Annotated in this window: 16 protein-coding genes and 3 pseudogenes; 12 read left to right on the top strand and 7 right to left on the bottom strand. The window is 71.5% G+C overall.

Annotated features, from left to right (window positions below; all coding sequences use genetic code 11):
- Positions 1-15: 15 nt before the first annotated feature.
- Both GEV07_19565 and GEV07_19560 read right to left on the bottom strand, forming a co-directional pair.
- Positions 16-787: pseudogene (locus GEV07_19565) on the bottom strand (CoA-transferase subunit beta).
- Positions 784-1,593: a CoA transferase subunit A gene (locus GEV07_19560; protein ID MQA04819.1), complete on the bottom strand. Its 810-nt coding sequence runs from the start codon at positions 1,591-1,593 to the stop codon at positions 784-786. The pseudogene GEV07_19565 and the gene GEV07_19560 overlap by 4 nt, the downstream one beginning before the upstream one ends.
- Before the next feature lie 23 nt (positions 1,594-1,616).
- Here GEV07_19560 and GEV07_19555 point away from each other — a divergent pair, with 23 nt between their 5' ends.
- From GEV07_19555 to GEV07_19535, 5 genes are all read left to right on the top strand, one after another.
- Positions 1,617-2,900 (top strand): MFS transporter, encoded by a 1,284-nt coding sequence (locus GEV07_19555; protein ID MQA04818.1) that lies wholly within the window; start codon positions 1,617-1,619, stop codon positions 2,898-2,900.
- A gap of 58 nt (positions 2,901-2,958) precedes the next feature.
- Positions 2,959-4,023 carry a hypothetical protein gene (locus GEV07_19550; protein ID MQA04817.1) on the top strand — a complete coding sequence of 355 codons (1,065 nt, stop codon included), beginning with the start codon at positions 2,959-2,961 and terminating at the stop codon, positions 4,021-4,023.
- Complete coding sequence (locus tag GEV07_19545; protein ID MQA04816.1) at positions 4,020-4,313, top strand: hypothetical protein; 294 nt, start codon at positions 4,020-4,022, stop codon at positions 4,311-4,313. Before GEV07_19550 ends, GEV07_19545 begins: the two co-directional genes overlap by 4 nt.
- Positions 4,314-4,562: 249 nt before the next feature.
- The gene (locus GEV07_19540; GenBank protein MQA04815.1) at positions 4,563-5,624 is read left to right on the top strand and encodes an Ldh family oxidoreductase; all 1,062 of its coding nucleotides are present in this window, start codon (positions 4,563-4,565) and stop codon (positions 5,622-5,624) included.
- Positions 5,621-6,526, top strand: coding sequence for a hypothetical protein (locus tag GEV07_19535; GenBank protein ID MQA04814.1), 906 nt, complete (start codon positions 5,621-5,623; stop codon positions 6,524-6,526). Before GEV07_19540 ends, GEV07_19535 begins: the two co-directional genes overlap by 4 nt.
- 5 nt (positions 6,527-6,531) lie before the next feature.
- Here the strand turns inward: GEV07_19535 and selD are convergent, their stop codons facing one another.
- Positions 6,532-7,548: a selenide, water dikinase SelD gene (gene selD, locus GEV07_19530; GenBank protein MQA04813.1), complete on the bottom strand. Its 1,017-nt coding sequence runs from the start codon at positions 7,546-7,548 to the stop codon at positions 6,532-6,534.
- A gap of 34 nt (positions 7,549-7,582) precedes the next feature.
- Between selD and GEV07_19525 the strand changes: the two genes are divergently transcribed.
- Both GEV07_19525 and GEV07_19520 read left to right on the top strand, forming a co-directional pair.
- Positions 7,583-8,884, top strand: a complete 1,302-nt coding sequence (locus tag GEV07_19525; GenBank protein MQA04812.1) for an L-seryl-tRNA(Sec) selenium transferase — start codon at positions 7,583-7,585, stop codon at positions 8,882-8,884.
- 252 nt (positions 8,885-9,136) lie between these two features.
- Positions 9,137-10,849, top strand: coding sequence for an STAS domain-containing protein (locus GEV07_19520; protein ID MQA04811.1), 1,713 nt, complete (start codon positions 9,137-9,139; stop codon positions 10,847-10,849).
- A 6-nt stretch (positions 10,850-10,855) separates the two neighbouring features.
- On the opposite strand, the gene GEV07_19515 is transcribed toward GEV07_19520, so the two are convergent.
- Positions 10,856-12,460 carry an amidohydrolase family protein gene (locus GEV07_19515; GenBank protein MQA04810.1) on the bottom strand — a complete coding sequence of 535 codons (1,605 nt, stop codon included), beginning with the start codon at positions 12,458-12,460 and terminating at the stop codon, positions 10,856-10,858.
- 297 nt (positions 12,461-12,757) lie between these two features.
- On the opposite strand from GEV07_19515, the gene GEV07_19510 reads away from it, so the two are divergent.
- On the top strand, positions 12,758-13,597 hold the full coding sequence (locus GEV07_19510; protein ID MQA04809.1) for an acyltransferase: 840 nt from the start codon (positions 12,758-12,760) through the stop codon (positions 13,595-13,597).
- On the opposite strand, the gene GEV07_19505 is transcribed toward GEV07_19510, so the two are convergent.
- The 3 genes and pseudogenes from GEV07_19505 to GEV07_19495 form a co-directional block, all read right to left on the bottom strand.
- Positions 13,594-14,499 (bottom strand): PAC2 family protein, encoded by a 906-nt coding sequence (locus tag GEV07_19505; GenBank protein ID MQA04808.1) that lies wholly within the window; start codon positions 14,497-14,499, stop codon positions 13,594-13,596. The two genes, GEV07_19510 and GEV07_19505, sit on opposite strands and share 4 nt — an antisense overlap.
- Positions 14,500-14,570: 71 nt before the next feature.
- Positions 14,571-16,172: pseudogene (locus GEV07_19500) on the bottom strand (ABC transporter permease).
- Positions 16,169-17,102 (bottom strand): annotated as a pseudogene (locus GEV07_19495) (ATP-binding cassette domain-containing protein). The pseudogenes GEV07_19500 and GEV07_19495 overlap by 4 nt, the downstream one beginning before the upstream one ends.
- A gap of 224 nt (positions 17,103-17,326) precedes the next feature.
- Between GEV07_19495 and GEV07_19490 the strand changes: the two are divergent.
- The 4 genes from GEV07_19490 to GEV07_19475 all read left to right on the top strand — a co-directional run bounded on the left by GEV07_19490 (position 17,327) and on the right by GEV07_19475 (position 21,281).
- Positions 17,327-18,028, top strand: a complete 702-nt coding sequence (locus GEV07_19490; GenBank protein MQA04807.1) for a TetR family transcriptional regulator — start codon at positions 17,327-17,329, stop codon at positions 18,026-18,028.
- A 112-nt stretch (positions 18,029-18,140) separates the two neighbouring features.
- Positions 18,141-18,617, top strand: a complete 477-nt coding sequence (locus GEV07_19485) for a hypothetical protein (GenBank protein MQA04806.1) — start codon at positions 18,141-18,143, stop codon at positions 18,615-18,617.
- Positions 18,618-18,703: 86 nt separating this feature from the next.
- Complete coding sequence (locus tag GEV07_19480; GenBank protein MQA04805.1) at positions 18,704-19,279, top strand: hypothetical protein; 576 nt, start codon at positions 18,704-18,706, stop codon at positions 19,277-19,279.
- A gap of 4 nt (positions 19,280-19,283) precedes the next feature.
- Complete coding sequence (locus GEV07_19475) at positions 19,284-21,281, top strand: copper resistance protein CopD (protein ID MQA04804.1); 1,998 nt, start codon at positions 19,284-19,286, stop codon at positions 21,279-21,281.
- Positions 21,282-21,586: the final 305 nt, after the last annotated feature.

Raw genomic sequence — 21,586 nt, 5'->3', positions numbered from 1 at the left:
CCTTCGTGTACGCGGTCAGGGTGCGTTCGCGCTCGCGGTGAGCGAGCGCAGCTCGGCGAGCTCGTGCGCCGTAGGCGGTTCACTTTCTCGTACGTCCGGTGCAACCGCCAGTTGCCACCCCACGGTCTCGCGTGCGGTAGCGAGGTCGACACCTGGATGGAGTTGGGTGAGGGTGAGCTCGCAGCTCGTCGGATCCGGTTCCAGCACACCGAGATCGGTGACGACCTTGGTCGGCCCGCGTCCACGATAGCCGAGCCTGTCCCGGTCTCCCGGCCCGGTGCCGTGCCCGATGGAGGTGACGAAGTCGACGCTCTCGACGAAGGTCCGCTTGCTCTGGCGCACGATGATGATGACCTGGCCGCACGACGCGGCGATCTCCGGCGCGCCGCCGGCGCCTGGCAGTCGTACCTTCGGGTTGGCGTAGTCGTCGCCGATGACCGTCGTGTTGATGTTCGCGAACCTGTCGATCTGTGCGGCGCCGAGGAAGCCGACCTCGAGCCTGCCGGGTTGGAGCCAGTAGTTGAAGATCTCCGGCACGCTGACCACGGCGTCCGCGGTGTCGGCGAGCACGCCGTCGCCGATGGACAGCGGCAGGCCAACCGGGTTTGGCGCCGAGTGCGCCCGCCTCGTAGATCAACGTGAGGTCGGGGGCGTGCAGCCGCCTGGCCAGGTTGGCCGCAGTACTCGGCAGCCCGATGCCGACGAAGCAGGTGGCGCCGTCGCGCAGTGACCTGGCCGCGGCGACGGACATCATCTCGTCGGCGATCCACTGTGGCTCCGTGGTCATGTGGCGACTCCGACGGTGGCTTGCAGCCAGTCGGTGAACCGCTCGCGGTCGGCGCTGATCTCGCTCCACTCGCGGTAGGCGTCGTTGTCGCGTTCGTAGTAGCCGTGCGCGTACGAGGGGCGCGCGCCACCGGGTGCGGCGGCGACCGCGGTCACCGCCCACGAAGGCAGGATCACCTGGTCCGGCATGGGGGTCAGCGTGTCGACGGCCTCCTCGACGGTGACCAGCGAGCGTTCGGCGGCGAGCACCGCCTCCTTCTGGATCCCCGTGAGTCCCCACATCTGCACGTTGCCCGCGCGGTCGGCGCGTTGCGCGTGCACGATGGTGACGTCCGGCCGCAGGGCAGGTACGGCGGCGAGCCGCTCACCGGTGAACGGGCAGTCGACGGTCCTGATGTTCGGGTTCTGATCGGCCAGCCCGGTGCCGAGGTAGCCGCGCAGTACGGCGAACGGCAGGCCGCTCGCCCCGGCGACGTACCTGTTCGCCATGCCGGCATGGCTGTGCTCGTCGACGGTGAGCGGGCGCGGCCAGGAGTTCTCGATGGCGTCCCTGAACCTGTGCAGCGAGCCGACGCCGGGGTTGCCGCCCCAGGAGAACACCAGCGCGCTCGCGCAGCCGGCGCCGATGAGCTGGTCGTACACGATGTCCGGGGTCATCCGGACGAGGGTCAGGTCGCGCTTGCGCTGCCTGATCACCTCGTGTGCGGCGGCGGTCGGGATCAGGTGGGTGAAACCTTCGAGTGCGACGGTGTCGCCGTCGCGCACGAGTTCGCCGATCCCGTCGATCAGGGTGCGGATCCTGGCCATCTTCTCCGCTCGTAGTCCTTCGGATGTGTGTTCACTATCCAAACACTAGTACAGTATTCGCACACTATCGAGATCAACTGTTCCCGGTCAACGAGGTGATGGTGACCCGATCCTGGCCAGGCTGGCTCGCGCGGATGGCGTTCGTAGCGCTCGCGATCCAGTTCTCGGCCAACGTCGCACGCCCGTTGGTGACGTACCGGGTGCTGCAGCTCGACGGCGGCTCGTTCGAGGTCGGTGTCATCGCCGCGAGCTTCTCGCTGCTGCCCGTCGCCATCGCGTTGCCGGCCGGGCGCTGGTTGGACCGCAGGCGCGAACCTCCTGTGGTCCGCTTCGGCGCGGCGCTGTTCGTCGTCGGCGTGGTGCCGATGGTCTGGTCGGTGAACCTCTGGTCGCTCGCCATCGGGTGCGCGGTCACGGGTCTCGGCCAGGTGCTCGCCATGATGGGACTGCAGACGCACATCGCGAACAACTCCCCACCTGCGCGGCAGGACGCCAGGTACGGGCTGTTCACCATCTTCACCTCGCTCGGCCAGATCATCGGGCCGATCGTCGGTACGGCCGTGGCAGCCGGAGTGCCGGGCGGCAGTGGTCAGCTCAGCACTGCGCCGGGCTTCGTGATCGCGGGCCTGCTGGCGGTCGCCGCGGCGTTGTCGACGGTCGGCATGCGCACCGCCGACCCGCGGCAGCGGCTCGCGGGCGCCGCCAAGACGCGCGTCGGCCAGGGCGCGGGGATCAGGCGCGTGCTCACCAGGCGCGGGGTGTCCGCGTACATCTACGTCGGCATGGCGCTGTTCATCGCCGTCGACCTGATCGCCGTGTTCCTGCCGGCGTACGCGGAGGAGAACGGCGTCGACGCACGGATGGTGGGCCTGCTGCTCGGTGTGCGGGCAGGTTGCACCATGCTGTCCCGGCTGTGCCTGCCGCTGTTGGTGCGCGCGGTCGGCAGGACCGTGCTCGTGCGGTTGAGTGTGTTGGTGGCCGGCGTGGTGCTCACCGCGGTGCCGTGGCTGCACACGCCGGTGTTGCTCGTCGCGGCGATGGCGCTGGCCGGGTTCCCGCTCGGCGTAGGGCAGCCGCTGACCATGTCCGAGATCGCGCAACGCACGTCGGCGGAGCTGCGGGGTACCGCGATGGGGCTGCGCATGGTGGCCAACCGCGTCGGCCAGGTGGCCATCCCCGCACTCGTGGGGCTGGTCGCGGCCGGTGTCGGCGTGGGTGCGGCTTTCTGGATGATGGGCGGCCTGCTGGTCTCGGCCGGCGTGCTGCCCGGCCTCGGTCGCATTGACAGCCGTAACCGCCGTCGGTAGGTTCGCATACGGTACACGTACAAGTGTACGGATACCGTACAAGTGCTAAGGGCGGCGCATGACTACCCTCGACCTCCAGCGGGTGCACCAGGTGGGTGCTACTGCTGAAGAGGTCGACGACTTCGCCGCCGCGCACGGCTGGAGCGATGGCTTGCCCGTCGTCGCGCCCACCGGCGAACGGGTCGCCGCCATGGGCGCGGCGGCCGGCGAACCCGCCGACACACGGATCGGCCCGGTGCCGGTGAGCGGACGGATCGCCGACGTGCAGAGCGTGGCCGTCAACGCCGTACTCGCCGGGTGCCGGCCGGCGCACTTCCCGGCCGTGCTCGCCACCCTCCGCGCCGTGCTCGAACCCGCCTTCAACCTCGCCGGTGTGCAGGCGACGACGCACCCGTGCGCACCGCTTGCCGTCTTCGGCGGACCCGTCGTCGATGCGCTCGGCATCAACTGCGGCGCCGGCGTCTTCGGGCCGGGCACCCGCGCCAACGCGGTGATCGGCCGTGCCGTGCGGTTGGTGCTGCTGAACGTGGGCGAGGGCATCCCGGGCACCGGCGACGAGGCCACCTTCGGGCAGCCGGGCAAGTTCACCTACGTCGCCGGTGAGAACGAGGACACCAGCCCGTGGCCGCCGCTGCGGGTCGACCACGAGGTCGACGCCGACGCGAGTGCGGTCACCGTGTTCGCGGCCGAGGCGCCGCACAACGTCAACGACCACGGCAGCACCGACGGCCGCGGCGTGCTCGTCACCGTCGCCGGCACCATGCGGACGTTGGGCAACAACAACATCTACCTCGGCGGCGACGTGCTCGTGCTGCTCGGGCCGGAACACGCGGCCCTGTGCGCGCGGGACGGGCTGACCAAGGATGCGGTGGCACAGCAGCTCTTCGAGCTTGCTCGAGTGCGGGCGGGGGAGCTCGCACCGGAGAACCGGGCGCGGTTCGCCAGGATCAGGCCGGACCCGTTCGCGACGGCGGCCGACGACGACCTGGTGCCGATCGTCGCGTCCGCGGACAACGTCGTCGTCACGGTGACGGGTGGTCCTGGGCGGCACTCCATGGTGGTGCCCACGTTCGGCGCCAGCCGCACGGTGACCCGAAGGCTCGACGGTAAGGAGGTGCCATGACGATCGAGTTCCTCGATCCCACGGGCCTTGCGCCCGAGCCCGACGCCGGCACGGTGGCGCCGCGGTTGACCACGTTGACCGATGCGCGCATCGGCTTGCTCGACAACAGCAAGCCGAACGCTGCGGTGCTGCTGAGCCTGCTCGGTGACAGGTTCGAGCGGGTGTACTCGGCCAAGGCCCGGCTGTACCAGAAGGGCGAGGGGATCGGCGCGGCCGGACCGATGCCAGAGGTGCTTGCGCTGTCGGTCATCGCGTGCGAGACGGCCGTGCTCAACGCGTCCGGCGACTGAGGCTCGTGCACGTCGTGGAGTGTCCACGACTCCGTTGTCCTGGAACGCGCAGGAATCCCGACCGTCACGTTCGTGACGACGCCGTTCGAGGGGTACGCACGTGCCCGCGCGGCGGCGTTGGGCATGCCGCAGTTGCGTATCGCCGTTGTGCAGCACCCGTTGGCGGACCGTACCGAGGAACAGCTCGAGGAGATTGCCTCCGCGGTCTTCGCCGACGTGGCCGCTGCGTTGACCGAGGTTGGGTGACAGGTGCAGGGACGATGTGTGCTGGTGTCGGCGCTGACCGACTTCGCCGCGGAGGTGCTCGCGGCCGCGGGCATGGAGACGTCCGAGAGCCGTGTCGTGGCAAGGCATCTCGGCGTGGCCAGCCTGCGCGGTGTGGACTCGCACGGCATCACGAGGCTGCCGGTCTACGCGCAACGGGTGCGCGCAGGCGGCATCCGTAGTCCCGCCGAGCTGAGGGTGGTGCGTGACCACAGCGCTGTCGTGGTGCTCGACGGTGGTCACGGTGCCGGTCAGGTCGTCGGCGAGCGCGCCATGGAGACTGCCGTGGAACGGGCGCACCGCTTCGGGGTCGGTGCGGTCGCAGTGCGGCACGGCAACCATCTCGGCGCGCTCGCCGCGTACACCATGCGTGCCGCCGAGGACGGTGTCATCGGCATCGTGGCGACGAACGCAAGTCCGCGGATCGCGCCGACCGGTGGTGCGGAGCCGTTGCTGGGCAACAACCCGTGGAGCGTCGCCGTGCCCGGTGACGACCGGCCGGTGGTCGTGGACATGGCGACCAGCGTCGCCGCGCTCGGCAAGGTGCGGCAGCTGAAGGAGCGCGGCGAGCCCATGCCGTCGGGTTGGGCGCGCGACCTCGACGGCCGGCCGACGACCGATCCTGCGGCGGCTATCGACGGCTTGCTCGAACCGATCGGCGGGCACAAGGGTTACGGCATCGCGCTCGTCGTCGACCTGCTCACCGGCGCGCTCGCCGGCAGCAGCACCGGACCCGACGTCGGGGTGCTGACCGACGCCGGCCGCGTCGGCGACCAGGGGCACCTCTTCCTCGCGCTGGCGGCGGAGGCGTTCGGGCCGGCCGACGAGTACCGGCAGCAGGTCGGCGCGATCGCCGAACGGCTGCGGGGGAGCAGGACTGCGCCAGGCGTCGACGCGGTGCGGGTGCCAGGCGACCCCGAGGAGCTGGTCGAGGCGCAGCGGACGGCAGAGGGGATACCGTTGTCGGACGCGCTCACCGTGCGGCTACGGGCAACCGCGGCCGAGTGCGGCGTCCACGTACCGACGTGGTTAACGGAGGCGGAATGAGCTGGCAGCCACCACACGAGGTCGACGACAGCGGGATCGAGGAGCTGCTGCACGGCGGGTACGACCTGCACGTGCACGCCGCCCCCGACGTGCGACCGCGGCGGATGGACGTCGTCGACCTGGTGGAGCACTACCGTGCCGCCGGCATGGCGGGCGCGTTGCTGAAGGACCACTTCCTGCCGACCGTCGGGCGTGGCTACGTGCTCGAGAAGTGGTACGACGACTTCCGTTGTATCGCCTCGTGCGCGCTGAACACGCCGTCCGGCGGGTTGAACCCGGTGCACGTGGAGGCCGCGCTGGCAGCGGGGGTGCAGTGGGTGTTCCCGCCGACGGTGACGTCGGCCTGGTTCGTGGAACACGCCGCCGACCCGGCCGAGACCGCGTGGCTGCTGCCCCGTGGCGCGGCGGCGCTGACCGTGCTCGACGACGCGGGCGAGCTGCTGCCGGCCGTACACGACGTGCTCGACGTGCTCGACGGCCGCGACGTCGTGCTGGCGTCCGGTCACCTCAGCCCACCGGAGACGCAGGCGTTGTTCGCGGAGGCGAGCCGCCGCGGCATCGAGCGCAGGGTCGTTACGCACGCGTCGATCGGGTTCATCGCCATGCCGGTGGAGCTGCAGCGCGAGCTCGCGGCTGACGGTGCGCTCATCGAGCACTGTTACGTGTCGTGCCTGTTCCACGAGCCGATCGAGCTGGCCAGGATCAAGCACGACATCGACGCCGTGGGAGCGAGCTCGTGCTACCTCGCCTCCGACCTCGGTCAGCCGCACAACCCGGCGCCCGTCGACGGGCTGGCGGCAGCCCTCGGTGGTCTGCAGGCGCTCGGCATGCCGAAAGACGACCTGCGGCAGGTGATCGCCGGCACCCCTGGCCGGTTGGTCGAGTCGCTGCCAGGCAGGTAGTGCGGTCAGCGCACGGTGATCGCCACGTCGCCCGGTTCGGTGAGCCGGCCGATGACCGGCGCGCCCGGGAGCTCGCCGGCGACGAGCAGGCCGCCGGACGTCTGCGCGTCGGCGAGCAGCAGCGCCTCGTCCTCGTCCACGGCGGAGCGGTCGACGTGCGGGCGTACCCAGTCCAGGTTCCGTTTGGTGCCACCGCTGACGTAGCCCGCGCCGAGCGCCTCGCGTGCGCCAGCCAGGTACGGCACGGCGGACGCGTCGATCTCCGCGCCGACGTTGCTGGCCCGCACCAGCTTCAGCAGGTGGCCGAGCAGGCCGAAGCCGGTCACGTCGGTGGCGCACCGTACGCCGGCTTCGACCGCCGCGCGGGCAGCGGCCGCGTTCAGCGTGGTCATCGCCTCGATTGCCGCGGCGCTGACCTCGCCGGTCGCCTTGTGCCGGGTGTTGAGCACGCCGATGCCAAGCGGCTTGGTCAGCGACAGCGGCAGGCCGGGACGGCCGGCGTCGTTGCGCAGCATCAGGTCGGGGTCGACCAGGCCGGTGACCGCGAGGCCGTACTTCGGCTCGACGTCGTCGACGCTGTGTCCGCCGGCGAGGTGGCAGCCGGCGGCGCGGGTGACGTCGAGCCCGCCGCGCAGCACCTCGGTGGCGAGGTCCATCGGCAGCGTGTCGCGCGGCCAGCCGAGCAGGTTGACCGCACCCACCGGGCGGCCGCCCATCGCGTAGACGTCGGAGAGCGCGTTGGTGGCGGCGATGCGACCCCAGTCGTACGGGTCGTCGACGACGGGCGTGAAGAAGTCGGTCGTCAGCACCAGCGCAGGCCCGCCGTCCGGTGGCCGGATGACCGCGGCGTCGTCGCCGGTGTCCAGGCCGACGAGTAGCTCACCGAAGGCGCCCGTCGGGGTGCCGGCGGTGAGGCCGGCGACCATGCCCTCCAGCTCGTCCGGCGGGATCTTGCAGGCGCAACCACCGCCGTGGGCGTACTGCGTCAGACGCGGGGCGGTGGACAGTTCGCTTCCGGCCATCGTCCGAGTATCGCCGATCACGTAGTCTTCGACCATGACGGACGCGCGGCGCCGCATTCCCGCCACCGACGAGGTGCTGGCACGACCGGAGTTCGTCGAAGCCGCCGTGCGGCTAGGGCGTACCGCGGTGAAGCGGACCGTCGCGGCGATGCAGGAACGTGCCAGGCACGGTGAGGTGAGCCCGGAGTCGGTGCCCGAGCTGGCGTTCGCCGCGTTGCCAGGGCACGCGACGGCGATGCAGCCGGTGATCAACGCCACCGGCGTGCTCGTGCACACGAACCTGGGGCGCGCACCGTTGTCCGCCGCGGCGCGCGACGCGATGGCCGCGGTGACCGGCCCGACCGACGTGGAGTTCGACCTGCGCACCGGACGGCGTGCGCGCCGTGGTGCGGGCGCGTTGGCCGCACTCGCCGCCGCCGTGCCGGCCGCAGGTGGCGTGCACGTGGTGAACAACAACGCGGCCGCGCTGCTGCTGTGCGCACTCGTGCTCGCGCAGGACGGCGAGATCGTGGTGAGCCGCGGCGAGCTGGTGGAGATCGGCGACGGGTTCAGGATCCCCGAACTGCTGGCCAGCACAGGCGCGCGGCTGCGCGAGGTGGGCACCACGAACCGCACCTCGCTGCGCGACTACGCCGACGCCGTCGGCCCGCGTACGGCGTTCGTGCTCAAGGTGCACCCGTCCAACTTCCAGGTGTCGGGGTTCACGTCCGGGGTGGACGTGCCCGAGCTGGTGGGTCTGGACGTCCCCGTCGTCGTGGACATCGGCTCCGGCCTGCTCGCGCCGCACCCGATGCTGCCGGACGAGCCGGACGCCACGACCGTGCTGCGTGCCGGCGCGGCGCTGGTGACGGCGAGCGGCGACAAGCTGCTCGGCGGACCGCAGGCGGGCCTGCTGCTCGGCGACGCCGCCCTGGTGGAGCGGCTGCGCAGGCACCCGTCGGCGCGCGCGTTGCGGGTGGACAAGTTGACGCTGGCCGCCGTCGAAGCCACCCTCGAAGGGCCACCGGTGCCGGTGCGCGCGCAGCTCGAGGCGCCGGTCGCGGACGTGCGCGCGCGGGTCGACCGGCTGGTGGGCCGGCTGACCGAGGCGGGGCTGCCGGACGTGCTCGCGGTGACGTCGGAGTCCGTCGTCGGCGGCGGTGGCGCTCCGGGCGTGACCGTACCGAGCGCGGCGGTGAGCCTGCCGGCGTCGTACGCCGAAGCCCTGCGGCTCGCCGCGCCGCCGGTGGTCGGCCGCGTGGAGCAGGGCCGTTGCCTGCTCGACCTGCGCACGGTGCCCCCGACGGACGACGACGCGCTCTACTGCGCGGTGCGTACCGCCGGAGTCGACCGGTAACGGATGTGAGGTCTGGCACAGCGCCCCGGCTCATTCTCCAGTACTTTGTGGGTAATAAGGCCTAGGTAGCGGCTGCGCGTGTCTGCCCGTGCCGAGCTGGCCGGGAAAGGTTACGAGCATGCGCCCAGCACGTATTCCGCTAAGTGGTCAGAGGGCTGACCACAGATGAACAACCCAGGAACAGGCCGCCAACGCCGCGAACCCCCAGGCCGCCGCGCCCGGGCGTGGTTGCCGTGGCGGTCGCGCGGAGAGGTGGCCGGCAGGGGGACGCCCGCGTGGGGGAGTGCGGCATCCGGTGGCGCAGCGCCAGCCAGGGGTGGGGCGGCACCCGGTGGCGCAGCGGCATCCGGTGGCGGAGCGCCAGCCAGTGGTGGGTCGGCACCCGATGGCGGTGCGAAACCCGGTGGCGGACCGGCGGCCGGTGGTGGGGGTGCGCTGAAGAGGCGGGCGGTCGGGGCGTTGCGGTCGCTGCGGCCGGTGCCGCCTACGCGGGGGGATCTGGTTGCCGGGGTGAGTGTGGCGCTCGTGTTGGTGCCGCAGGCGCTTGCTTACGCGGAGCTTGCCGGGGTGCCGCCGGTGCATGGGCTGTACGCCGCCGCGGCGGCGCCGATTGCGGCGGCGTTGGTCGGGTCCTCGCCGTACCTGCAGACCGGGCCGGTCGCGTTGACCAGCCTGTTGACGTTCGGGGCGTTGGCGCCGATCGTTCCTGCCGGGTCGGTGGCGTTCGCCAGCCATGCGGCGTTGCTCGCGTTGCTCGTGGGGGTGGCGCGGCTGCTGCTCGGCCTGCTGCGGTGGGGTGCGGTGGCGTACCTGATGTCGCTGCCCGTGGTCACCGGATTCACGGCGGCCGCGGCGATCCTCATCGTCGCGTCGCAGGTGCCCAGTTTGGTCGGCGCGGGTTCGGACGCGCTCAGCCCTGCGGTGGCCGCCGCCGACGTGCTGACCCAGCCGCAGCACTGGCAGCTGGGCGCCATCCTGATCGGGCTTGTGACCGTGGCGGTCGTCGTACTCGGCCGGAAGATCAGCGTGGTGTTCCCGTGGATGCTGCTGGCCACCGTCGCCGGGCTGGCGGTCAGTGCGTTCGGCCTGGTACGGGTGCCGGTCGTCGGTGACATCCCGAGTGGGTTGCCGTCGATCACGCTGGGGCTGCCGTGGCACGCGGTGCCCGACATGGCGCTGGCGGCCGTCGTGATCGCCGTGGTCGGGTTCGCCGAGCCCGCCTCGATCGCACGCAAGTACGCGGCCGCCGACCGCCGGCCGTGGAACCCGCACCTCGAGTTCGTCGGGCAGGGGCTGGCGAACATCGGCGCCGGCCTGGCCGGCGGTTACCCGGCGGGTGGGTCGTTCTCCCGGTCGGCGCTCAACCGGCTGGCCGGCGCCCGTACGCGCTGGAGCGGCGCGATCACCGGGGCGGTCGTGCTCGGCGTGCTGCCGTTCGTCGGCGTGCTCGGTGCCCTGCCGAAGGCGGTGCTCGCCGGGCTGGTCATCGTCGCGGCGATCTCACTGGTGGAGATCTCCGCCTTCCGGGACTACTGGTACCACTCACGGGCCCAGTTCCTGGTGGCCGTGCCGACGTTCGTCGCGACGCTCGTGTCGGCGCCGCGGGTGGAGCGCGGGCTGCTGATCGGCGTCGTGCTCGCCATGGCCGTGCACCTGTGGCGGGAGTCCAGGCTGGACGTCGACTCCTGGCGCGACGGCGACACCCTGCACGTCCGCCCGCAGGGCGTGCTCTACTTCGGCTCGGCGCCGGCACTGGAGACGCGGCTGCGCGCGCTGCTCGCCGACAACCCGGACGCCACCCGCGTCTCCATCGACCTGCACCGGCTCGGCCGGCTCGACCTCACCGGGCTGTACGTCCTGCGCGGAGTCGCCGAGCAGATCCGCGACAGCGGCGCGGACGTCGAGTTCGCCAGCATCCCGCCACATGCGCGCGACCGCGCCGGCGCCGTGCTCGGCGACTGCTGACGCCGGTCAGGAAGCGGACCAGACCTGCTCGCCGCCGATCCAGGTGGAGAGCACGGGGATGTCCGGCAACGTCTCGGGGTCCGCCTCGAGCGGGTTCTCCGCCAGCACGGCGAAGTCGGCCAGGTAGCCGGGCGCCAGCTTGCCCTTCACCTGCTCCTCGCCGCTCGCCGCGGCCGAACCCGTCGTGTAGACGCCGAGCGCCTGGCGCGCCGTGAGCCGTTGCTCCGGGCCGAGCACCACACCTCCAGGCGTGCGCCTGGTGACCATCGACCGCATCGCAAGCAGCGGTTCGTACGGCCCAACGGTGTAGTCGGACGAGCCACCGACAGGCACCCCGGCCGCGAGCAGCGAGCCGTGCGCGCACGCACGCCGTGCCCGGTCCTCGCCGTAGAGGTCGATCAGCCGGTCGCCGAGGTACCCGATCATCGCGCCGAACGGCACCGCGGCGACACCGGCGGCCGCCAGCCGCGCGATGATCGCGTCGTCGACGAGCGAGCAGTGCTCGATGCGGTGCCTCGTCGGCCGTGGGTCGCGCGCCTGCGCGGCCTCGATCGCGCGCAGCACCCGGTCGATGCCGGCGTCCCCGTTGGTGTGGATGGCCAGCCGGTTGCCCGACGAGTGCACGCGGTCGACGGTGTCGTCGAGCTCGGCGTCGGTGAGCACCTGCAGGCCGGTGGTCGGCCCGTCCGGACCGGCGTACGGCTCGCTGCAGAAGCAGGTGCCTGTGGTCAGCGCGCCGTCGAACATCATCTTCACGCCGGTCAGCCGCAGCCACTCGTCGCCGAAGCCGGCGTGCAGGCCGAGCCCCGCGAGGGTGTCGATGTGGTCGTACCACACCAGCATGCCGATCCTCGCGGTGAGCGCGCCGCGTTCCCTTGCGGCGGTGAACAGCCGCCACTCCGGCGGGTGCGTCAGCGCGTCGCACACCGACGTGATGCCGGCGGCGTTCATGCCCGCGAGCATCGTGCTCAGCGCCTGGACGCGGCCGTCGAGGTCGTCGAGCGGGATCAGTCGGGTGCGTCCGCCGAACCCCATGAAGCCCTCGAACCACGCGCGCTCGTGCAGCAGGCCGGTGAGGTTCCCCGCGCCGTCGCGCACCAGCTCGCCGCCGACCGGGTCGGGGGACTGCTCGCCGTAGCCCGCGGCCGCCAACGCGGGGGAGTTCGCGCTGGCGCTGTGGTACGACTTGTGGATCAGCAGGATCGGGTGGTCGCTCGACACCGCGTCGAGGAACGCGCGGTCGATCCCCTGGCCGCCTTCGGTGCGTTTCGCGTCGAAGTCGTGGCCGACCACCCACTCGCCGGCCGGCGTTCGGGCGGCGCGCTCGGCCAGCGCGGTACGCACGGCGTCGGCGGTCGGTGTGTCGGCCGGGTTGAGGCCGACGTAGACCGAACCGACCGCGCACATGCCCGGGTGCGCGTGGGCGTCGTTGAACCCCGGGATCACTGTGGCCGCACCGAGATCCACCACCTCGGCGGCGGGCAGCTGTGCACGCAGCTCCGCGAGCAGGCCGGTGGCGAGCACGCGCCCGTTCGCGGTCGCGAACGCTTCGGTGTCGGCGCCGTCCAACGTGATGACATTGGCGGCGCGGTAGATGGTGATGGTCGTCATGCCCCTCCTTCGCCACGTACGTCGGCGCCCAAGTTGCGTCCGCCGACCGTCCACTCCGCGAGATCGTTGGTGGACTTGCGTCGGCCTAGCGGTCGGCCGTACGGAGGAAAGGCAACAACGGGGCCAGTACCAGAGCTGCTGCGGGAACAGCAGCGACGGGATATTGCCTGCGTATGCACTTCAATCCCTTGTCGGTGAGGCACAGTGGGCGCCACTATAAGTGGCGGTGGCCTTACGGAACAGGGACGTTTTGTTACCGGACAAACTGGCTGCTGCGGAACGTGGGAAGGGGCGCCGATGACGGTCGTCAGGGCAGCGCTTGTGCAGTGCGCATGGGCGGGCGACAAGCAGTCCATGGTCGACAGGAACGTCGAGCTCGCCAGGCAGGCGGCCTCGCAGGGCGCGCAGGTGCTGTGCTTCCAGGAGCTGTTCTACGGCCCGTACTTCTGCCAGGTGCAGGACGCCGACTACCTCGACTACGCCGAGCCGATACCCGACGGCCCGACGACACAGGCGATGCGTGAGCTCGCCCGCGACACCGGCATGGTGCTCGTCGTGCCGATCTACGAGGTCGAGCAGCCCGGGGTGTACTACAACACGGCCGCGGTCATCGACGCCGACGGCACGTACCTCGGCAAGCACAGGAAGAACCACATCCCGCAGCTACCAGGCTTCTGGGAGAAGTTCTACTTCCGGCCGGGCAACCTGGGTTACCAGGTCTTCGACACCGCCGCCGGCCGGATCGGCGTCTACATCTGTTACGAGCGGCACTTTCCCGAGGGCTGGCGCGCGCTCGGGCTCGCCGGCGCGCAGGTGGTGTTCAACCCGTCGGCGACCAGCCGCGGGTTGTCCGCGCACCTGTGGCAGCTGGAGCAGCCCGCGGCCGCCGTCGCGAACGGCTACTACGTCGGCGCCATCAACCGGGTCGGGACGGAACCATTGGGCGACAACGACTTCTACGGCACGTCGTACTTCGCCGATCCGCGTGGGCAGCTGGTCGGCGATGCCGCAGCGACCGACGCGGACGAGCTCGTCGTCCGCGATCTCGACCTGGACCTGATCGCCGCCGTGCGCGCAGAGTGGGCGTTCTACCGCGACCGCAGGCCGGACACCTACGCGCCGCTGACGGCGCCCTAGCCGTCCTCGCCGGTCTCCCGGTCGGCGAGGAAGCGCTCCGCCTCCGCCGCGATCTCGTCGCCGGTCGGCAGGTCGTCGGAGAGTGTGGGCAGCTCCTTGCGCGCCGGCCCGTCGGTCTGCGCGTCGTACTGCGCCTCCAGCTCGTGCACGACGTTCTGCACGGCCTCGTTCGACGCGACCTGGCTCTCTACGAGCGTCTGCACGTACGTCGCCTCCTCCTCCAGGTTGCCGAGCGGCAGCAGCAGCCCGGTGACCCTGGACAGCGACTGCAGGAGCGTGATGATCGCGTCCGGGTAGCGGTTCTCGGCGAGGTAGTGCGGTACGTGTACGGCGAAGCCCATCGCGTCGTGGCCGGCCTCGCCGAGCCGCAGCTCGAGCAACGTCGCTGCGCCGGCGGGCATGTGGATCTCGCCCTCCCACGGGTTGCTGCCGGTGACCAGCTCGGGCCTGGTGGCGTGCGAGGTGACGCCCAGCGGCCTGGTGTGGGGGACGGTCAACGGCACGCCGTGCGCGCCGGCCGTCAACCGGACGCCGAAGTGCCGCACCAGCCGGATCAGCGCCTCGCTGAACCGCTCCCACCTGTTGTCCGGCTCCGGCCCGGTGAGCAGGAGGAACTCGGCGTCGGCGTCGTCGCGCAGCGCGTAGAGCGTCAGCTGGGGTGCGACGTACTGCTCGAAGTGATCCTCGGCGAACACCACCGTCGGCCGGCGGGCGCGGTAGTCGTAGAGCTCGTCGATGTCGAACCTGGCGACGACGCGGTGCGGCAGCGTGTTGAGCAGGTGCTCGGCGAGGCCACTGCCCGCCTCACCTGCGTCGATGAAACCGGTCAGCGCGTGAATCAGGACCGGCGCGCCTTCGGCCACCGCATCGTCGGTGATCTCGTACAGGTCGTCGGGGCTCATCCAACCTCACCCTCAGATCGCTTCTACCGGTGCCAACGACCCGTGCCCGCCGGAGAATTCCCCGGCCGCGGTCAGCCGACGTCGCGGCGTCGGAACCCGGCGAGGCCGAGCACGGTGAGCGCCGCCGCGATGCCGAGCAGGGTGACCAGCGGGCCAGCCGTCACGTCACCACCTGGCAGGTCGGGGATGTGCGCGTACGGTGACAGGTCGAGTACCCAGTCGTCGAGCTGCAGCAGCGGCCCGAGGAAGGAGAGGAACGCGCACGCCGCGAACATGCCCCAGGCGACCGCGGTGGCGGCACGTGGCAGCAGGCCGAACATCGCCACCGTCAGCCCGGCGAGCACCCACCGCGGGCACCTGGACGACGCCGGCGGCGAGCACGCGGGTCACCTGGTCGGCGACCTCGTTGCCCGAGGCCGCGCTGGACGCGAGGCCGGTGGACGCGCCGAGCACCGCGAGCGCGACCGCCGGGCCGAGCGCGACGAACAACAGATGGCTGGCCATCCAGCGCAGCCGCCCGGTCGCCGTGCCCAACAGCGGCTCGGCGCGCAGGCCGGTCTCCTCGGCGCGCATGCGTAGCGTCGCCTGCACCGCGTACGCGCCGGCGGCGAGGGCGAGCATGCCGAGGCTCACCGTCACGTAGGTGTCCTTCAGCTCTGCGGCGCCGCCGAGCTGGCGGATCATCGCGCCCAGCCGGTCGCTGCCCTCGGTGAGCTGGTCGACGCTGCGCACCGCGCCGCCCATCACCAAGCCGATGGCGGCGAACCCGACCGACCAGCCGAGCAGTAGCCCACGGTGCAGCCGCCAGGCCAGCCCGAACGGGCCGCGCAGCGCGTGGGACGCCGTCGGCCGCCCCAGGCGCTGCGGCAGCACGCCGGCGCCCGCGTCCCGCCGGGCGAGCAGCGCGCCGGCGAGCCCGGTGAGCAGCGCTGCGCCGCCGACCAGCGGCGCGAGCACCCACCACTGCTCGTCCGCGTACGGCCGCACGCGCTGTGCCCAGCCGATGGGGGAGAACCACGACAGCCACACCAGGTCGCCGTCCTCGCCGCCGGCGTCGCCGGCCGCGCGCAGTACGAAGGCCACCCCGAGGACGCCGAGGGCGATGCACGCGCCGCTCCTGCACCCTGGGTCAGCTGGGCCGCCACCGCGCCGACCGCCGCGAACAGCGAGCCGCTCGCGGCGAACGCGGCGCCGACGGCGAGGCTGCCGGTGGCCGGCAGGCCGTAGCCGACCAGCGTGGCCGCCATGACCGCGCCGAGCACGAGGTTGCCGCCGCCCGTCACCAGCAGCGCGGCGGTGAGCGGCGCCTGCCGGCCGGCGACCGTCGAGCCGAGCAGCTCGCGTCGCCCCGCGTCCTCTTCCGCGCGGGTGTGCCTGGTCACCGTGAGCAGGCTGATCACCCCGGTGAAGACGAACAGGATGCCGGCCCGCCAGACGGTGAGCGCACCGAGGCTGGACCCGAACGCGGGGCCGATGCTGGACATCAGCGACGGGTTCTCCACGATCGACAGGTAGTACTGCCGCAGGCCCGCGTGCGTCGGGTAGAGCTCGTGTGTCGCGGACGCGTAGAGCACGGGGAGCAGCCCGAGCACGACGATCCACAGCGGCAGCAGCACGCGGTCCCTGCGCAGTGCGAGCCGGACCAGGTGTCGGGTGCCGGTGAGCGCGGTCATCGCCTCGCTGCCGCGCGCCTGCCAGCCGGTCGCTTCGCTGGCGCGGCGGCGGCGTGGTAGTGCCTGAGGAAGAGCTCCTCCAGCGTCGGTGGCTGGCTGGTGAGGCTACGTACTCCGGACGCCGTCAGCTGCCTGAGCAGCTCGTCCAGCTGGTCGGTGTCCACGTCGCACTTGACCCGGTGGCCGTCGACCTGCAGGTCGTGTACGCCGGGCAGGGCGCTGAGCCCGTTCGGTGCCGTGGTCAGGTCGGCGGATATGGCGGTGCGGGTCAGGTGCCGCAGGTCGGTGAGTGTGCCGCTCTCCACGGTGCGGCCGCTCCTGATGATGCTCACCCGGTCGCACAGCGCCTCGACCTCCGCCAGGATGTGGCTGGACAACAGCACCGTGCGGCCGGCCGCCTTCTCCTCGGCGATGCACTGCTGGAAGACCTCCTCCATCAGCGGGTCGAGGCCTGAGGTCGGCTCGTCGAGGAGCAACAGCTCGACGTCGGACGCCAGCGCGGCGATCAGCCCGACCTTCTGCTTGTTGCCCTTGGAGTAGGTACGTCCCTTCTTCCGCGGGTCGAGGTCGAACCGCTGCAGCAGGTCCGCCCGGCGCTTGCCGTTCAGCCCGCCGCGCATCCGGTCGAGCAGGTCGATCACCTCGCCGCCGGAGAGGTTCGGCCACAACGTGACGTCGCCGGGCACGTACGCCAGCCGCCGGTGCAGGCAGGTGGCGTCGCGCCAGGGGTCACCGCCGAGCAGGGTGGCAGTGCCGGAGTTCGCCCGGAGCAGGCCGAGCAAGATCCTTATCGTCGTCGTCTTGCCGGAACCGTTTGGGGCCGAGGAAGCCGTGCACCTCCCCGCTCTCGACGGTGAGGTCGAGACCGTCGAGTGCACGCACTCGGCCGAAGGTCTTGACCAGACCGGCAACCGAGATAGCTGTGGTCATGTCGTCGACGATACTCCCGTGGGGCGCGCCGAGACTGTTTACTCAAGATATCGAAAGCGTTTTCAGCGCTCTAACGTCCGGTTGTTTGTTCAACATTTTCCGATGCAACCAGCCTTGGATGAACTTATAGGTCCGTTATGTGCGTTCGGGTGTCGCCGGTCAGCTGCCTGACGTACGATGCTCGCGATTGCAACCGCGCACTATGCAGGTAGCTGAGGGATTTCATGGTGCAAGTAAGACAGCGGCCCCGAACCGTAGCTTCGATGGACGTCGAGGACACTCTGCACGCGTCGCGATCCGGTCGCAGGAGACAGGAGCTCGTCGACGTCGCCGCAAACATATTCGCCGAAAAGGGTTACCATGCGACGTCGGTTCAGGATATCGCCGAGTCGCTGGGCATCCTCAAGGGAAGTATCTACTATTACATCGACTCGAAAGAGGACCTGCTCTACGAGATCGTGGACTCGCGCCTGAAAAACATGGAGTCGGTTCTGCGTCGGCTGCGCTCGTCGCGGCTCGACCCGCTGGCGAAGCTGCGCGGCTTCATCTGCGACATCGTCGCCCACGTCCACGCCGACCCGGTGAAGTCGGCGGTAGTGCTGCGGGACCTCTCGGCCCTCACCGGTGAGCGCCTCGAGCGGGCGACGGCCGCCCTCGAACGACAGGACAGGTTCCTGCGGCGCCAGGTGAGCGCGGGACAGAAGGCCGGTCTGATCTGTCCGGACGCCGAACCGGCGCTCACCTCGCGCGGGATCCTCGGCATGGTCACCTGGACGTACCGTGGGCTCGGCCAGCAGGCGCGGTTCGGCGCGGAGCGGACCGGCGAGGCGTTCGCCGACATCGTGCTCGCCGGCCTGCGCTGCGACCGCAAGGAACACACCCAGGGACACCGCCGCGCGCTCGGTGCGCTGCCGGTCTCCTGGTGAGTCCGCCGTAGGCAGGTGAGGAGCAGGCCGGCCGGTTGGCTAGCCTGGCTGAATGCATCCGGTGGCGCATCCGTTGCGGGGGCTTCGCGCCTCCGCGGTCGCCGCTTTCTGCGTGACGAGCTCCCTGGCGCTGCACGTCGGTGCGGGCGGTCCGGTCCCGCCGGTCGCCGGTTTCCTGGTGGCGTGGGCCGTCGTCGCCGGGGTGAGCTACGCGCTGTCCGGTCGCCGTTGGACCTTCGGCCGGTTGCTCGTCCTGCTCGGGGCCGGGCAGCTGGTGTTGCACCCGGTGTTCGAGTCGACGAGCCGCGGGTCGGAGGTCGGCTACGCGGAATCGACGATGGCGGTCGCGCACCTGGCCGCGGCCGTCCTGCTCGCCATCGTGCTCGCGTACGGCGAGCGCGTGCTCTGGCGGCTGGCCGAGGCGGCCGAGCAGCTGATGCGACCGCTCCTCGTGCTGGTCGATGCGACGGGCCTGGTGCCGGCCGGCGACTGGCGGCCGGTGGCCGTAGCCGTCGAGCGCGCCACGCCTGCCAGTCACGCCGCGCTGCCGCGGGCCGAACGCGCTCCGCCCGCGCTGTCGTCGTCGTGAGCTGACCGCTGCTGGCGGCGGCTCGCGACCTGTGTCGCCCAGCGTCAGCAACGGACGGCCGACGTGGCCGAGGAAGGTGTTCCACGATGGCGAGATGGCCCGCGCGTGCGGCAGCGGCCGGCGCGGCCGCGCTGCTGGTGGCAGCGTTGACCGCCCCCCAGGTGGCGGTGGCGCACGCCAGCTTGGTGAAGACGTCGCCCGACGACCGGGCGGTGGTGAGCGCGCCGCGGAAGGCGGTGGCGCTGACCTTCAACGAGGAGATGCAGGCGCGGTACGCGCGGGTCGCGGTGACCGGGCCGGACGGCGAGAAGGTCAACGACGGCGGCCCCGCGGTCGACGGGAAGGTGATCAGGCAGCCGATCACGCCGCTCGAGTCTGCCGGGCGCTACCGCGTCGGGTGGCGCGCGGTCTCCACAGACGGGCACCCGGTGTCCGGCAGCTTCTCGTTCCTGGCAACCGCCGACGCGGTGCGGGCCACCGAGTCGGCGACGTCGCCGGCGGCCACGCCGAGCTTGGCCACGGCCACCGCGGCACGCAAGGTCAGCAGTCAGGACGAAGGCTCGTTCCTCGAACGCCATGCAGTGCACATCGCGCTCGGCGCCCTGGTGATGGTGGTAGGAGTGGCCGTTGTCATCTGGGAGCGGCGCAGGCGACATGATTGAAGATGTGACCGAGCAGACCAGCCCACCCGCCACCCGTCCTGGCCAGTGGTGGCCGTGGTCGTACGCGCTCGGCGTGCTCCTGCTCGGTGGCGGCGTGCTCGCGCTCGCGCTGTGGGTCGGCGGTGGCACGCCGACGGAAGCGCCGCCCGGCCTGCCGGACCCCGGCCCGTTCGTCGGGTGGGCGCTGCCAGGGGCGCGGCTGCTGACCGACGTGGCGACCGTCCTCGCGGCCGGCCTGACGCTGACCGCGGCGCTCCTGCTGCCGCCGGGCGAGCAGACCACGGGTGGCCTGACCGTCGCCGGCCGGCGGCTCGTCCGCACGGCTGGCGTCGCGGCCGGGGTCGGCCTGGTCACCGCCGCGGCCGAGCTGGTCCTCACCTACGCGGACTTCCTCGGCATCCCCGTCACGGCGGCGGTGGCCGACGCGGGACTGTCTTCGTTCGTGGTGGAGATCGTGCAGGGGCGGGCGTTGCTGGCGCAGCTGGTGCTGCTCGGCGTGGTCGTGCTCGCCGTCTCGTCGGCGCGTACGACCCGAGGTGCGGGCGGCCTGGCGCTCGCCGCCGTCGCCGCAGCCACCGTGCCCGCCCTGTCCGGGCACTCCGCCGGCGCGTCCGACCACATGCTGGCGCAGGCCAGCCTGCTGGTTCACATCAGCGCCGCGACGCTCTGGCTCGGTGGGCTCGCCGGCGTCGCGTTGCTCGCCCGGCGCGGCGACGCGCCGCTGGCGACCGTGGCCGGACGGTTCAGCACGCTCGCGCTGTGGTGCGTCGTCGCCGTCGGGCTCAGCGGCCTCGCCAACGCGTGGGTGCGGCTCGGCACGCCGGCGGAGATCGCCAGCTCGTACGGCGTGCTCGTCATCGGCAAGACGGTCGCGCTCGTGGCGCTCGGCGCGCTCGGCTGGTGGCACCGCGCGCGTACGCTGCCACGGCTGGCGACGTCGCGGCGGCCGTTCGTGCGGCTGGCCGCGGTCGAGCTGGCGGTGATGGGGGCCACCGTCGGCCTGGCGGTGGGCATCTCCCGGTCGGTGCCGCCGGTGCCGGACGACGGCTCCGGCACGATCTCCGTGGCCGAGTCGATCCACGGGTTCCCGCCTCCGCCGCCGTTCCAGCCGTGGCGGTTGGTCACGGAGATCTACCCGGACGGCTACTGGCTCACCTTCGCGCTGGTCGCGGGTGCGTTGTACGCGACCGGCCTGCGCGTGCTGCGCGCGCGCGGCGACGCCTGGCCGGTAGGGCGCACGGTCTCCTGGTACGCCGGTCTGCTGGTCATCGTCGTACTGACCTGCACCGGGGTCGGCAAGTACGCGGCGGTGCTGTTCAGCGTGCACATGGTGCAGCACATGTCGTTCAACATGCTGGTGCCGATCCTGCTGGTGCTCGCCGGGCCGATCACGTTGGCATTGCGTGCGCTGCCGGCGCACCGGGACCGTACGGGACTGCGCCAGCTGCTGCTCGACCTGTTGAAGAGCAAGGTCGTACGGTTCCTCACCCACCCGTTGGTGGCCAGCGCGATCTTCGTGGTCAGCCTGTACCTCGTCTACTTCACCGGCCTGTTCGACTTGCTGATGCGTGACCACTGGGGTCACCTGGCCATGCAGGTGCACTTCCTGCTCTCCGGTGGACTCTTCTTCTGGGTACTCGTCGGCATCGACCCCGGATCGCGGCGGCTGCCGTACCCGATGCGCATGGTGCTGCTGCTCGCCGTGATGGCCGGGCACGCGTTCTTCTCCGTGGCGCTGATGTCGTTCGGCCGGCCGATCGCGGGCGAGTACTACCGGCTGCTGCAGATCGACTGGCTGCCGGACCTGGTGGCCGACCAGCAGCTCGGCGGCGGCATCGGCTGGGCGTTCGGCGAGATCCCGGTTCTCGTGGTGCTAGGCGCGCTGTTCGTGCAGTGGGTGCGCGCAGACCGCCGCCGTGCCGCAGCGATCGACCGCGCCCTGGACCGCGCGGAAGCGGAGCAACTGGCCAAGGAGCGAGAGAACGGCCAGACGCTTGGGTAGTCGCGGTCGAGCCGGCCGGGCAGCGGCTGCTGCCGCGTCTCGGCGGCGACCGCCGCCATCCGTTCCTTGACCCGCCGATCGAGCTCGGCGAAGTCCATGATGGTGGCACCGTTGCTCTCGGACACCGCGTCCCCTTCCCGGCGCACCCGCTTGTGTCCGCCGCCGATCCTAGATGAGTGATTCCTTGAAGGGTGTGGTCGGCGCGGCTGCGGAGACGTGGGGCGGAGGGTGTTCAAGATCGATGTGTGACCAAAGAACTGAACACCCTCCTGACAGCACTGTATGTGGTGGTCGACGATCACGTG

The sequence above is a fragment of the Streptosporangiales bacterium genome, from assembly GCA_009379825.1.
In the GTDB taxonomy this organism is placed as follows: Bacteria; Actinomycetota; Actinomycetes; order Streptosporangiales; family WHST01; genus WHST01.
The sequence above is the reverse complement of the archived record's forward strand: the minus strand, read 5'-3'. Positions and strand labels throughout refer to the sequence as shown.